This is a genomic window from Stenotrophomonas sp. STEN038 (genome assembly GCF_056759895.1).
In genome coordinates this window covers 1-12,876 of the sequence record NZ_JBRRDW010000082.1, presented here as the reverse complement: position 1 = coordinate 12,876, position 12,876 = coordinate 1, and the positions used below count along the sequence as shown (strand labels likewise).

At 62.5% G+C, this 12,876-nt stretch carries 12 protein-coding genes; 8 read left to right on the top strand and 4 right to left on the bottom strand.

The genetic code is table 11. The features are described from left to right. The first annotated feature begins 440 nt into the window (after positions 1-440). On the top strand, positions 441-671 hold the full coding sequence (locus ACVOLS_RS20505; protein ID WP_481547157.1) for an integrase core domain-containing protein: 231 nt from the start codon (positions 441-443) through the stop codon (positions 669-671). A gap of 106 nt (positions 672-777) precedes the next feature. Here the strand turns inward: ACVOLS_RS20505 and ACVOLS_RS20500 are convergent, their stop codons facing one another. From ACVOLS_RS20500 to ACVOLS_RS20485, 4 genes are all read right to left on the bottom strand, one after another. After that, positions 778-1,812, bottom strand: a complete 1,035-nt coding sequence (locus ACVOLS_RS20500) for a GTP pyrophosphokinase (RefSeq protein ID WP_481547156.1) — start codon at positions 1,810-1,812, stop codon at positions 778-780. A 72-nt stretch (positions 1,813-1,884) separates the two neighbouring features. Further along, on the bottom strand, positions 1,885-2,727 hold the full coding sequence (locus tag ACVOLS_RS20495) for a TSCPD domain-containing protein (protein WP_481547155.1): 843 nt from the start codon (positions 2,725-2,727) through the stop codon (positions 1,885-1,887). A gap of 77 nt (positions 2,728-2,804) precedes the next feature. Next, the gene (locus ACVOLS_RS20490; RefSeq protein WP_481547154.1) at positions 2,805-3,611 is read right to left on the bottom strand and encodes a histone; all 807 of its coding nucleotides are present in this window, start codon (positions 3,609-3,611) and stop codon (positions 2,805-2,807) included. Between the two features lie 145 nt (positions 3,612-3,756). Next, positions 3,757-5,910, bottom strand: coding sequence for an adenosylcobalamin-dependent ribonucleoside-diphosphate reductase (locus ACVOLS_RS20485; protein WP_481547153.1), 2,154 nt, complete (start codon positions 5,908-5,910; stop codon positions 3,757-3,759). A 462-nt stretch (positions 5,911-6,372) separates the two neighbouring features. On the opposite strand from ACVOLS_RS20485, the gene ACVOLS_RS20480 reads away from it, so the two are divergent. From ACVOLS_RS20480 to ACVOLS_RS20450, 7 genes are all read left to right on the top strand, one after another. After that, positions 6,373-7,803, top strand: coding sequence for a Do family serine endopeptidase (locus tag ACVOLS_RS20480; RefSeq protein WP_481537343.1), 1,431 nt, complete (start codon positions 6,373-6,375; stop codon positions 7,801-7,803). A gap of 120 nt (positions 7,804-7,923) precedes the next feature. Beyond that, a complete protein-coding gene (locus ACVOLS_RS20475) occupies positions 7,924-8,283 on the top strand; it encodes a hypothetical protein (protein WP_296246876.1) in 360 nt (119 codons plus the stop codon). 5 nt (positions 8,284-8,288) lie between these two features. After that, positions 8,289-8,774: a phage holin family protein gene (locus tag ACVOLS_RS20470; protein ID WP_481547152.1), complete on the top strand. Its 486-nt coding sequence runs from the start codon at positions 8,289-8,291 to the stop codon at positions 8,772-8,774. Then, entirely contained in the window at positions 8,771-9,226 is a 456-nt protein-coding gene (locus ACVOLS_RS20465) for a protein sip-5 (protein WP_481547151.1), read from the top strand. The genes ACVOLS_RS20470 and ACVOLS_RS20465 overlap by 4 nt, the downstream gene beginning before the upstream one ends. 45 nt (positions 9,227-9,271) lie before the next feature. Continuing rightward, positions 9,272-10,363 carry an AI-2E family transporter gene (locus ACVOLS_RS20460; protein ID WP_481547150.1) on the top strand — a complete coding sequence of 364 codons (1,092 nt, stop codon included), beginning with the start codon at positions 9,272-9,274 and terminating at the stop codon, positions 10,361-10,363. A 167-nt stretch (positions 10,364-10,530) separates the two neighbouring features. After that, a complete protein-coding gene (locus ACVOLS_RS20455) occupies positions 10,531-11,241 on the top strand; it encodes an HAD family hydrolase (protein WP_481547149.1) in 711 nt (236 codons plus the stop codon). A gap of 33 nt (positions 11,242-11,274) precedes the next feature. Beyond that, positions 11,275-12,645, top strand: a complete 1,371-nt coding sequence (locus ACVOLS_RS20450; protein WP_481547148.1) for a leucyl aminopeptidase family protein — start codon at positions 11,275-11,277, stop codon at positions 12,643-12,645. Positions 12,646-12,876 lie beyond the last annotated feature (231 nt).

The window sequence follows — 12,876 nt, the reverse complement described above, 5'->3', positions numbered from 1 at the left end:
CAATCCAACACGCCGCCACAGCCATCTAGGCGGGGTCAGTCCTGACGAGTTCGAGGCAGCGCATCGCCACCCTCGGTCAGGTGTCCACTAAATCCTGGGAACTCCACTCCCATTAGGAATGTCAGGAAAAACCTGACAAACCGAGCATTCTAGATACGAGCCACAGGAAAGTTAACTCACTTCGCCGTGAATCTAAGCCGCATACGCCTTGAGACAAGGGCTTCTTAACTAGGTGAAGATGACGATCGCCCCATCTCTGCACCAGATTTTCCACAACAGCTCAGGCTTCCCGAAGTGAACCTGCCCCCGCTCACCTCACGCTCACCGCGCTGACTCGCTACCCGCCCACTCCTGGGCTGACCCTTCATCACGATCAAGGCAGCCAGTACCGAAGCCTGCAATACAGTGCAAAAGCGGCGAAAGCCAAAATAGTATTGAGCATGAGCCGGCCAGGCATGCCCTACGACAACGCAATGATTGAGAGTTTCTTCGCCAATCTGAAGCTTGAAATCAATGATGGCCGTCCGTTCCCCAATCGAGAAGCAGCGAGGACGGCCATCTTCGAGTACATCGAACTGTTCTATAACCGAGCCCGGCTCCATTCAGCCCTCGGCTACACCACACCTTTACAGATCGAGCAGCAATATCAACAGGTCGGGAGTGTCCCCTGACTACCTTATCCATGGAATCCGGGGCAGTTCACTCTGCCCCTGTTTTCGCTCTATTCTCCAAAATCCGACTCTGACACGCGCTTCCGCTAATCCTTGTTTCCCTGACCTATGTTACCAAAGCCCCCATATCAAAGGCATCAAACAAGCAACTCAATTCGTCGCGCCCGAGAAATTCACTCAACATATCCAAGCCATCGTCGCCGGGGCAAACAACCCAATTCAGAGCCCGGCCCCCTATCAACTCTCGCCAATTAAATATGAGCATCCAATCACGAACCAAGCCATATATATTCGTTGAATAATCGTTTTCTTCTGCTTTAGCGGCGTAGCCATTGGGAATAATGTTATGCAGATCAGCAACAGTTGATAGCCCTAGCGAAGACAGCTCTTGAATAAGATCTGGCGTATCTTTCTCCACAGCAAGCTCTAAATCAAACCCATTCTCCGAGCACCATTTATTGATAAATGCCGACAAGCTCACTGAATCTAGTGGGACAGAGAGCATATCAACAGATTGCCGAGATCCCAGCTGCTCCGCATAATCATCTATCTTTCTTGCAAGCTCATCGAAACCCTTGTCAGCAATTTCAAGCATTCCCGCGTACAAATAGAGCTGACGTTCCATTCCCGGCGGCAACCTACCTCCCAATTTGTAATTCCGGTCATGCGCAAGCTCCGCCCAAGCGTGCTGCAAGACGGTCCGCACCTGAAACTCAAACTTTAGCTCCGAGATTCCTTTAAATTCAGGAAGAATTGCACGAGCCTCACCGAGATCGCAAACATAATGAACCGATCGATAGCCAATCTGATTAACCGAAAGCAATTCGTCCCGATTCATTGAATTTTCCAAATCAACACGAAACGCGCTCTTTATTACGTCAACCACGCGCTGAACATCTGATTCAAAATAGACGATAACCCTTATCCCAGAAATATCCGTCAACTGTCCTGCTGGGTTTCGATATTTCTTTCGCTCTATTTTCTCAAGCACACTGCGCCTATTTTTCGTGCGATGAGTCACCGCCAGAACATCCACACCCGCACTAGCGATCAACGACCCTAACAAACCCGCAACCATCGGAGTTAATCTATGATGATTATCAAGCGCACCATTCAGCCAATTTTCGAGCTTTAGATCCACGCCTTCCCCCAATAGAAAAAGGGCTAGCGCATACGATGCATCCAGCCCTTGTTGTTAATTCTATTTATTTGATCAACCGCACTTGCTATACCCACAATTCAAGCAAGTCTGGCAGCCATCCATGATCACAAGCGCCTTGGTGCTGCACTTGTGGCACATGGTGGCGGCGGCTGGGAAGCTGCCGTTGTCGGCGCTTTCGGGGTCGGCTTCGGGGGCGACGGCAACTTCAAGGGCTACCGCTCCCCGGCCCTCCCCTTCGCTTTGCGAAAGGGAGGGGGCTGCAGCTGCGCTCGGCGTGACCGGGGCTGCGATTACTTCACTGTTTTTTTTTGAGCGTTCTTCGAACTGCTTGCGCTTCTCGGCGATCAGGGCGCGCTGGTGGGCGCTCATTTCCGGGTCATGCAGCAGGCCGATCGTCTTCATGTGCTCTTCGACGATGGAGCCGAGCTCGGCGACCAGCGACGGCATGTACACGCCGCCGGCCTTGAAGTAACCGCCCTTCGGGTCGAACACGGCCTTCATTTCGTCAACGATGAAGGTGACGTCGCCGCCCTTGCGGAATACGGCGGACATGATGCGGGTCAGCGCCACGATCCACTGGAAATGCTCCATCGACTTGGAGTTGATGAAGATCTCGAACGGACGGCGCAGTTCGTGCTCGGTGCCCTGGTTGAGCACGATGTCGTTGATGGTCACGTAGAAGGCGTGCTCCACCAGCGGTGATTTGATCTTGTAGGTGCTGCCGATCAGCACTTCCGGGCGCTCGATGCGCTCGTGCATGTGCACGATGTTGTCGATCGGGGATTCGTCCTGGGCCACCGTGACCGGGGCCTTGGCCGCTGCTGCTTCACGGGCCTTGTCGTCCGGAGTGACGACGGAGTAACCCTTGATTTTCTTGTCGATCTTGACGGCCATGGTACGAATCCTGGTTATGCGTTGCTATACGGTTTGGCAGCAACCCCGTCCCTGCGGGACGGGGTGCGCGGTGTGGCTTACTTGCGGGTCGCCTTCTTGGCGGCCTTCTTCACTGCGGTGGCCTTTTTGGCAACCGTCTTCTTTGCGGTAGCGGCCTTCTTGGCCACGGTCTTCTTGGTCAGGGCAACCTTCTTGGCAACCGTCTTCTTGCTGACGGCTACTTTCTTGGCGACCTTCTTTTCAGTGGCCTTCACCGTCTTCTTGACGGCGGCGACCTTCTTGGCGGCCTTCTTTTCGACCTTCTTCACTGCCTTCTTGGCAGCGGTGGTCTTCTTGACGACAGCCTTGGCAATCTTCTTCTCGGTGGCCTTCACCGACTTCTTGGTGGCAGCAGCCTTCTTGCCGACGGCCTTGGCGACCTTCTTCTCGGCAGCCTTCACCGTCTTCTTGGCCGAGGCGACCTTGGTGGCGGCCTTCTTCTCGACCTTGGCAATGGCCTTCTTGGTCGCCGCACGCTTGCCGGCGCCCTTCTTCTTCAGCTCGGTGGCTTCTGCCTTGGCGTTGGCCTTGGCGGCTTCCAGCTTCTGGCGGACCGATGCGACCTTCTTCTTTACTTCCTTCTTGGCCGCGCTGGCTTTCTTGGCGACGACCTTCTCAGCTTTCTTGACGGCCTTTTCGGCCTTCTTTACAGCCTTTTTGACCTTGGCCACCTGCTTCTTGGCGCCGGCCTCGACCTTCTTTGCACTGGCCTTCACTGCAACCACGGCGTCGCTGGCGGTTGCCGCGATGCTCTCGCCCGCGTGGGCGACGGTTTCCTTGACGGTTTCTTTCACGTCCTCGGCAACCTGGGTTACGGTCGCGGTCACACCATTACCATTGCTCATAAAGCCCTCCTAAGGGCATCGGGTCTGTAATGTGGCGATGCTATATCGAAGCCGATGCAACGTGAAACAAGCGCGCAACAGGAAGGTGGCGGCGAAGCCACCGTCATGCCCTCCCAGCGCGCGGCCGGGAGGGCGATGAAGGCACTCAGAACTTGCCGTAATAGCCTTCTTTCAGGGCGTCGAACAGGTTGGCGGCGGTGTGCATCTCGCCGTCGTACTCGATCTGTTCGTTGCCCTTGACCTCCACCACCTGGCCGTCTTCCAGCTCGAAACGGTAGGTGGTGTTCTCAAGATCCGCTTCCTTGACCAGCACGCCCTGGAAGGCGGCCGGGTTGAAACGGAAGGTGGTGCAGCCCTTCAAGCCCTGCTCGTGGGCGTAGCGGTAGATGTCCTTGAACTGCTCGTACGGGTAATCGGTGGGTACGTTGGCGGTCTTGGAGATCGAGCTGTCCACCCACTTCTGCGCGGCGGCCTGCACGTCCACGTGTTCCTTGGGCGAGATGTCGTCGGCGCTGATGAAGTACTCCGGCAGCTGGGCGTCAGCCTCGTCGGAGAACGGCATGGCCTTGTCGTTGACCAGCTGGCGGTAGGCCAGCAGCTCGAACGAGAACACGTCCACCTTTTCCTTGGACTTCTTGCCTTCGCGGATCACGTTGCGGCTGTAGTGGTGCGCGAACGAGGGCTCGATGCCGTTGGAGGCGTTGTTGGCCAGCGACAGGCTGATGGTGCCGGTCGGGGCGATGGAGCTGTGGTGGGTGAAGCGCGAACCGACCGTGGCAAGTTCTTCCACCAGCTCCGGGGCCACCGTGGCCACGCGCTGCATGTAGCGGCTGTAGCGGGCGTGCAGCACCTTGCCGGCGATCTTCTGGCCGAGCTTCCAGCCGTCCTTCTTCATTTCCGGGCGCTGGCGCAGCATCGCAGCGGTGACCGCGAACTGCTCTTCCATGATCGGGGCAGCGCCCTTCTCACGGGCCAGCTCCAGGCCGGTTTCCCAGCCAGCCACAGCCATGTCGCGGGCGATGGCTTCGGTGAACTCGCAGGACTCGGTGCTGCCGTACTTCATCTGCAGCATGGTCATGGTGCTGCCCAGGCCGAGGAAGCCCATGCCGTGGCGGCGCTTGCGCATGATCTCGTTGCGCTGCTGTTCCAGCGGCAGGCCGTTCACTTCGACCACGTTGTCCAGCATGCGGGTGAATACGCGCACCACTTCCTTGTACTCGTCCCAGTCGAACGAGGCCTTGTCGGTGAACGGGTCACGCACGAACTTGGTCAGGTTCACCGAGCCCAGCAGGCAGGCGCCGTACGGCGGCAGCGGCTGCTCGCCGCAGGGGTTGGTTGCGCGGATGTTCTCGCACCACCAGTTGTTGTTCATCTCGTTGACGCGGTCGATCAGGATGAAACCCGGCTCGGCGTAGTCATAGGTGGAGACCATGATCATGTCCCACAGGTGACGGGCACGGATGTGGCCATACACCTTGCAGGCCACCAGGCCGTCGTCGCGGACGATGTAGTTTTCGTGGGTCGGCCATTCGCGCCACACCACTTCCTCACCGCTGGCCGGGTCCAGCTCGGCCTGCTCCTTGGTGTTGATCGGGAACACCAGCTGCCAGTCGGCGTCGGTGTTGACGGCGTCCATGAAGCCATCGGTGATCAGCAACGACAGGTTGAACTGACGCAGGCGGCCGTCTTCGCGCTTGGCGCGGATGAAGTCCTTCACGTCCGGGTGCGACACATCGAAGGTGCCCATCTGCGCGCCACGACGGCCACCGGCCGAGGACACGGTGAAGCACATCTTGTCGTAGATATCCATGAAGGACATCGGCCCGGAGGTGTAGGCGCCGGCGCCGGCGACGAAGGCACCGCGCGGACGCAGGGTGCTGAACTCGTAGCCGATACCGCAGCCGGCCTTCAGGGTCAGGCCTGCTTCGTGGACCTTCTCCAGGATGCCGTCCATCGAGTCGGTGATGGTGCCCGACACGGTGCAGTTGATGGTGCTGGTGGCCGGCTTGTGCTGCTGCGCGCCGGCATTGGAGGTGATGCGGCCAGCCGGGATCGCGCCACGGCGCAGGGCCCAGGCAAAACGCTCATACCAGTAGGCGCGCTTGTCGTCGGTCGCCTCGGCGTCAGCCAGGGCGCGGGCCACGCGCAGGTAGGTGCCGTCGATATCGGCGTCCAGCGCTTCGCCCGCCTTCGTCGTGAGGCGGTACTTCTTTTCCCAGATGTCCTGCGAGGCAGGTTGCAGAGGGATCATGTCCGACTTGGTTTGATTGCTGACCACTTCCAGACGCACCGTACTCATGATTGTGGAAACTCTCCTGGGGCACCTTGCGGTGCGATTTTTCTTTTCCCAAACAGGCAGGGCAGCAAAGACAACGACGCGCAGGCGCGTGATTACGCGCCTGTCGGCGGGATGAGGGGATTCCGGGAATTACCGGTTTTCTGCATCACTGTCGCGGTCATTGCACGCCTTCCGTTGGGGTGCTTGCACCCCGAGCACTAAACCCTACTGCTTGGGGACGCTTTTCACATCAACCCAACATCTAGTGGGTGATGACCCGACCAAGCTTACCCACCCACGGGGTGATGTCAAACGAAAAATCAGCTGTCCGGCTATTGCATTCCGTGCAGGGCTTGGGCCTCTTGGGATTGCGGCAATGCAGAAGTTTCATTGCCGATTTAACTCCCCCCCGCCACACTCGTGTTCAGCAACCCGCCCCACCCCGGCGCCGCCCTCGGGCGCCCCCGCATGGAACCCCCGGCAATGCGACCCATCCCGACCCTGCTGACCCTGGCGCTGGCCGCCGCCTTTGGTGGCTTCACCGTCTCCGCCATCAATGCCCACCTGGACAACCGCGCCGACGCCGCCTCGCTGAGCACGGTATTGCCCACCACTGCAGCATTGCCGTCCGCGGTTGCCGGGCAGGCGGTGCCATCACTGGCACCGATGCTGGAACAGGCCATGCCGGCCGTGGTCAGCGTCAATACCAAACAGGTGGTGCGGGTACGCAACCCCTACTTCGACGACCCGTTCTTCCGCCGCCTGTTCCCGCAGGTGCCGCAGGAGCGCATCAACGAGTCGCTGGGCTCGGGCGTGATCATCGATGCAGCGCGCGGCTACGTGTTGACCAACCACCATGTGGTCGAGAACGCCGACGACGTCCAGGTCACCCTGGCCGACGGGCGTACGGTCAAGGCCGAATTCCTCGGCTCGGACCGCGACACCGACATCGCCCTGATCCGCATCCCCGCCGAAAAGCTGACCGCGCTGCCGCTGGGCAATAGCGACCAACTGCGCGTCGGCGACTTCGTGGTGGCGATCGGCAACCCCTTCGGCTTCAGCCAGACGGTCACCTCGGGCATCGTCTCGGCGGTGGGCCGCAGCGGCATCCGCGGGCTGGGCTACCAGAACTTCATCCAGACCGATGCCTCGATCAACCCCGGCAACTCCGGCGGCGCACTGGTCAACCTCAACGGCCAGCTGGTCGGCATCAATACCGCAAGCTACAACCCGCAGGGCAGCATGGCCGGCAACATCGGCCTGGGCCTGGCCATTCCGTCCAACCTGGCCCGCGACGTGGTCGAGCAGCTGATCACCAAGGGCGTGGTGGTGCGTGGCACGCTGGGCGTGGAAACGCAGAACCTGACGCCGCAGATCGCCCAGGGCCTGGGCCTGGAAGAAGCCCGCGGTGCCTTGGTGACGCGGGTGCTGGCCGGTTCCGGTGCGGCAGCGGCCGGGGTGAAGGCGGGCGACGTGGTCACCGCGATCAACGGCCAGCGCGTGGACAGCGCGCAGGCCCTGCACAACTTTGAAGGTCTCTCCACGGTCGGTCGCACGGTCGATCTGGAAGTGCGCCGCGACGGCAAGCCGCTGCAGCTCAAGGCCACCTTGAAGGAACAACCGCGCGCAGTGGCCGGCGACACGCTGGATCCGCGCCTGAGCGGCGCCACCTTTGCCGACCTGCCCGAATCGCTGCGTCAGGCCGGCATCAACGGCGTGCTGGTCAGCGAAGTCGCACGCGGCAGCCGCGCCGCGCAATCAGGTTTGGCCAGTGGCGATGTGATTCTTGCAGCCAGCAGCGGTGCGTTCACCGACCTTGCCGGCTGGCGCGCAAGCTTCGGCCAACGCCCGCCGCAGCTGGTGTTGAGCATCCTGCGCGGTGGCAGCCAGCGCGGCCAATTGATGATGCGATGATGCTCAAGTGAGCATCTTGTGGTGCCGGCGTAACGTTGTTTACACCCGGCAACTGCTATTTGTTGAGTTCTGTTGCAACCGCGCGCCATCCGGCGCACCCGCTGAAACCAGGAGATCACGATGAGCCCCACCAATACCGAGAACATGAAGGAACACCTGGGCGAGGCTGGCGCACACCTGAAGTCCGCCGCTTCCGCCGCTGGCTCGGCCGTCAAGGGCGCTGCCGGTGCTGCCGGCGACGAACTGCGTCTGGGCAAGGCCAACATGAAGGCCGAACTGTCCGACAGCGCGCTGTCCGGCCTGGCCGCTGCTGAACTGGGCGGTGCTGCCGCCAAGGAACAGGTCGATGCACTGATGGACAAGGGCAAGGACCTGATCGACAGCGCCGCCGACCTCATCCGTGAGCGTCCGCTGGCCTCGTTCGGCGTGGCCTTCGCCGCTGGCTGGATCATTGCCAAACTCGCCCGCAGCAACGACTGATCGGCGTGAGCGATAACGCAACACCGCCCACTGGCGACGATTCCACCCCGGGCCAGGCGCCCGGGCTGGAAGAAAGCATCCGTCAGGTTGGCGCGGCCGGCCGGCAGACGCTGGACTCGGCTTCCAACACGCTGCGCTCCCTGCGCCGGCTGGCTTCGGCCGACCTGGCCTTGGCGCGCAGCGCGTTTGGTCGTTCATTGGCGTGGAGCGGCGTGGCCATCGTGTTCGGCGCCTCGGCCTGGCTGCTGTTGGCAGCCACGGCGGTGGCAATGCTGCAATACATGGGATTGTCGCTGTTCGTCTCGCTGCTGATCCCCACCCTGACCAGCCTGGCCGTCACCGGCTACGCGATATGGCGGGTGTCCTACTTCTTCCACCACACCGGCATGCATGCCACCCGCCGGCAGTTGTCGCGGCTTGGCCTGTTCGACGAGCCCGATGGCGAAGACCCCGATGCCGAAGTGAAGATCCCCGGGGAGAACACACCGTGAATTTCGAAGCCCTGCAACGCCGTGTGCGCCGCGCCGAAGCCGTGGTGCAGGTGCGTGGCGAGGAAGCCACCCAACACTGGGAACAGCTCAACCAGAGCTGGCGCAGTGCATGGACGCCCGGTCGCATCGTGGTGGTCGGCCTTGCCGGCGGCTTCCTGGCCGGCAAGCTGGAACCCGGCGGTGCCTTCAGCGGCAGCCGTTGGCTGCAGATGATCGGCTCGGTGTCCGGGCTGGTCAGCAGTGCGCAGGCCTCGGTCGCCTCCTTCGCTGCCGCTGCGGCAGCGGCCGGGGTAATGGCCGGGCAGGCTGCGGCCGATGCCGATGAAGGCACCGACGACGAAGGCGACAACGACGACGCCCCACCGTCGCCGCAATCAGCTTCCGCCGACCCGCGCAATAACAGCACACCGCCCCGTCCCGCCGAAGCGGCGACAGAACTGTCAGAATCCTGAGCACGGCGCCACTGCGCGCCGTTCCGTTCACGGAGCGCTGCCCGCATGTCTGACCTGTTGCCCGACGCTACACCCCGCCCTGCCGAAGCCCCTGCACCGCGCCCGCGCGCACCTGTCGCCGTCGTGGTGCTGGCGACGTTGGCGGTGGGCTATACGCTGTGGGCCGCGCAGGAAGTGATCCTGCCGGTGCTGCTGGCGATGTTCTTCGCGCTGATCGGCAACCCCATCATCCGCCTGCTGCAGAAACTGCACCTGCCGCGCTTTCTCGGCGCACTGCTGGTGTTGGCGGCGGGTCTGGCTGGCAGTGCCGCACTGACCGTGCAATTGGCCGGACCGGCCACCGAATGGGTGCAGGAAGCACCGCAGCAGATGCGGCAGATCTCGCGGCAGGTGCAGGACTTCGTCAAACCGGTGCAGCAGGCCAACCTGGCAGCAGAGAGCTTCGCCCGCGCCGCTGGCGGCGAAGGCAACCGCAAAGTGCAGGTGATCCGCACCCAGCTCGACGATCCCTACAAGGCACTGGTGCGCACGCCCAAGCTGGCCGCCTCGGCACTGGCGGTGGTGCTGCTGACCCTGTTCTTCATGATCTATGGCGAAAACCTGCAGCGGCACGTTATCGCCCTGCTGCCCAATCGCCAGCAGAAACGCTTCACCGCCGAGATCCTGCGCTCGATCGAACGCGAGATATCGCGCTATGTACTGACCATCACCATCATCAACGTCGCCCTGGGCCTGATCCTGTCCGGCGTGCTGATGCTGCTCGGCATCGCCCTGCCCGAAGCGCTGCTGTGGGGCACGGTGGCCGCACTGCTGAATTTCGCCCCGTATGTGGGGCCGCTGATCGGCATCGTGCTGATGCTGCTGATGGGCTTCGTCGAATTCCGCGACCCGCTCACCGCGTTGCTGCCGGCGCTGGCCTATCTGGGCCTGCATACGCTGGAGGGGCAATTGATCACACCTATCGTGCTCGGCCGCAGCATGGCGATCTCGCCACTGATGCTGATCCTGGCGCTGATGTTGTTCGGCTGGCTGTGGGGCATGATCGGCCTGCTGCTGGCGGTACCACTGCTGGTCTGCGTGAAGCTGGTGCTGAGCCGCGTGGATGGCATGCACGGCTGGGCAAAGCTATTGGAGTAGCGTCGCTTTTGTAGGAGCGGCGTAAGCCGCGAAACTGGTGGTGCTGAAGCCACCAGCACCTCTGCCAACTGATGACATGCCGGCTTCGCGGCTGACGCCGCTCCTACAAAAGCGGGCAACCTGAGGCCCTACAGGCCCGGCTCATGGGCTTGGCGTAAAATGCCCGGATGAACTTTCCCGTACTCGCCATCACCCTCGATCTGGACGACACCTTGTGGCCGTTCGCTCCCATCGGTGCCCGCATCGACCAGGTGCTGCATGACTGGATGCTGGAGCACAGCCCGGCCACCGCCAGCATGTACCCGGTCGCGGCCATGCGTGAGCTGCGCGAACGCTCGTTCCGCGACAACCCGCACCTGCATTACGACCTGAGCGCGCTGCGCCGGCTGACCCTGGCCGAAGCGCTGGAAAAGAGCGGCGCAAGCATGGACCTGCTCGACCCGGCTTACGAAGCGTTCTACGCCGCGCGCAACCAGGTCGAGTTCTACCCTGATGCATTGGCCGCACTGCGCCGCATCGCCGCGCGCGTGCCGGTGGCCGCAGTGAGCAACGGCAATGCCGACCTGCAGCGCATTGGCATCGGCGAGCTGTTCGCCTTCCAGCTGGGCTCGCGCGAATTCGGCGCGGCCAAGCCGGACCCGGGTATCTTCCATGCCGCCTGCGAACGCCTTGGCGTTGAGCACGCGCATGTATTGCACGTCGGCGATCACGCCGAAATGGACGTAGCCGGTGCGATGCGCGCCGGCCTGCGTGGTTGCTGGATCAACCGCGAAGAACATTCATGGACCCACACCGAACTGCAGCCTGACCTGCAGTTCGACACCCTGACCGGACTGGCCGACTGGTTGGATGGCAATGCCTCCAACCCGCAGCGCTAAGCCCACGGCCGCCAGCAGACGCAAGAGAACACCATGACCCCGATCACCGCTTACACCACCGATTCCACCAATGCCCTGCCGCTGTATGTGCTGGACCGCGACGGCTTTGCCGCGTGGAAGGCGCAGCAGCCTGTCGCCGTGCAGGCCTGGGCCGCAGCGCAGCAGTTCAACGCCGCACCGAACAGCGTGCTGCTGCTGCCCGGCGACAACGGCATTGCCGGCGCGGTGCTCGGCGTGGGCGATCACGCCGATGCCTACGCCTATGCGCATGCTCCGTTCGCGCTGCCGGCCGGCACCAGCTGGCAGGTCGCCAATGAACTGGACGCCAGCAGCAGCGCCAACCTGCAGATCGGCTGGGGTCTGGGCAGCTACCGCTTCGACCGCTACCGCAAGCTGGCTCGCCCGGCCGCACAGCTGCTGGCAACGCCGGCCGCTGAAGTGCTGGACGTGGTGACCGCCTGCCTGCGCGTGCGCGACTGGGTCAACACACCGACCGAAGACATGGGCCCGCAGCAGCTGGAAGACGCCGCGCGCGATCTGGTCGAAGCCCATGGCGGCGAACTGGAAGTGATTGCCGGCGACGAGCTGCTGGAAATGAATTTCCCGACCATCCACGCCGTTGGCCGCGCCTCGCACCGCGCACCGCGCCTGATCGTGCTGCGCTGGGGCAACGCGGGTGCGCCGCATCTGGCGTTGGTCGGCAAGGGCGTGTGCTTCGACACCGGCGGCCTGGACCTGAAGCCGGCCGACGGCATGCGCAACATGAAAAAGGACATGGGCGGTGCCGCCCACGCCATCGCCCTGGCGGGCCTGGTGATGGCGCAGCAGTTGCCGGTGCAGCTGACCCTGGTGGTGGCTGCGGTGGAAAATGCCGTCGGTCCGGATGCCTTCCGTCCCGGCGAAGTGATCACCACCCGCAAGGGCATCACCGTGGAGATCGACAACACCGACGCCGAAGGCCGGCTGGTGCTGTGCGACGCGCTCACCTACGTCAGCGAGCAGAACCCGGACACCATCCTCGATTTCGCCACCCTCACCGGTGCCGCACGCATTGCCTTGGGCCCGGACCTGCCGGCACTGTTCGCCAATGACGACACCCTGGCCAACCAGTGGCTGCAGGCTGGCGACAGCACCCGCGACCCGGTCTGGCGCATGCCGTTGTGGCGTCCCTACCTGCGTTACCTCAACAGCGGCATCGCCGACCTGGCCAACGCCGGCTCGCGCATGGCCGGCTCGGTGACTGCAGCGCTGTACCTGGAGCGTTTCATCACCGAAGGCCAGGTGTGGGCACATCTGGACGTCTACGCCTGGAACGACGGCGAACGCCCGGGCCGCCCGGCCGGTGGTGAGGCCTTGGCGCTGCGTTCGGCGTGGGCGATGTTGAAGGCCCGTTACGCTGGTTGAGCCAGGCTTTTGCCTTTGGTAGTGCCGAGCCATGCTCGGCAGGGGCCTTGCCGGTAAAGCCGCACAAACTGTAGTGCCGAGCCATGCTCGGCAGGGGCCTTACCGCTAAAGCCACACAAACTGTAGTGCCGAGCCATGCTCGGCAGGGGCCTTGCCGGCAAAGCCGCACAAACTGTAGTGCCGAGCCATGCTCGGCATTGGGACTCTACCGGTGAAGCCCCTGCCGAGCAT

Bases quoted from the DNA above. Each gene is read 5' to 3' on its own strand.
- ACVOLS_RS20505 (WP_481547157.1), top strand. From the start codon at position 441: ATGAGCCGGCCAGGCATGCCCTACGACAACGCAATGATTGAGAGTTTC.
- ACVOLS_RS20495 (WP_481547155.1), bottom strand. From the start codon at position 2,727: ATGGCCGTCAAGATCGACAAGAAAATCAAGGGTTACTCCGTCGTCACT.
- ACVOLS_RS20490 (WP_481547154.1), bottom strand. From the start codon at position 3,611: ATGAGCAATGGTAATGGTGTGACCGCGACCGTAACCCAGGTTGCCGAG.
- ACVOLS_RS20485 (WP_481547153.1), bottom strand. From the start codon at position 5,910: ATGAGTACGGTGCGTCTGGAAGTGGTCAGCAATCAAACCAAGTCGGAC.
- ACVOLS_RS20480 (WP_481537343.1), top strand. From the start codon at position 6,373: ATGCGACCCATCCCGACCCTGCTGACCCTGGCGCTGGCCGCCGCCTTT.
- ACVOLS_RS20475 (WP_296246876.1), top strand. From the start codon at position 7,924: ATGAGCCCCACCAATACCGAGAACATGAAGGAACACCTGGGCGAGGCT.
- ACVOLS_RS20460 (WP_481547150.1), top strand. From the start codon at position 9,272: ATGTCTGACCTGTTGCCCGACGCTACACCCCGCCCTGCCGAAGCCCCT.
- ACVOLS_RS20455 (WP_481547149.1), top strand. From the start codon at position 10,531: ATGAACTTTCCCGTACTCGCCATCACCCTCGATCTGGACGACACCTTG.
- ACVOLS_RS20450 (WP_481547148.1), top strand. From the start codon at position 11,275: ATGACCCCGATCACCGCTTACACCACCGATTCCACCAATGCCCTGCCG.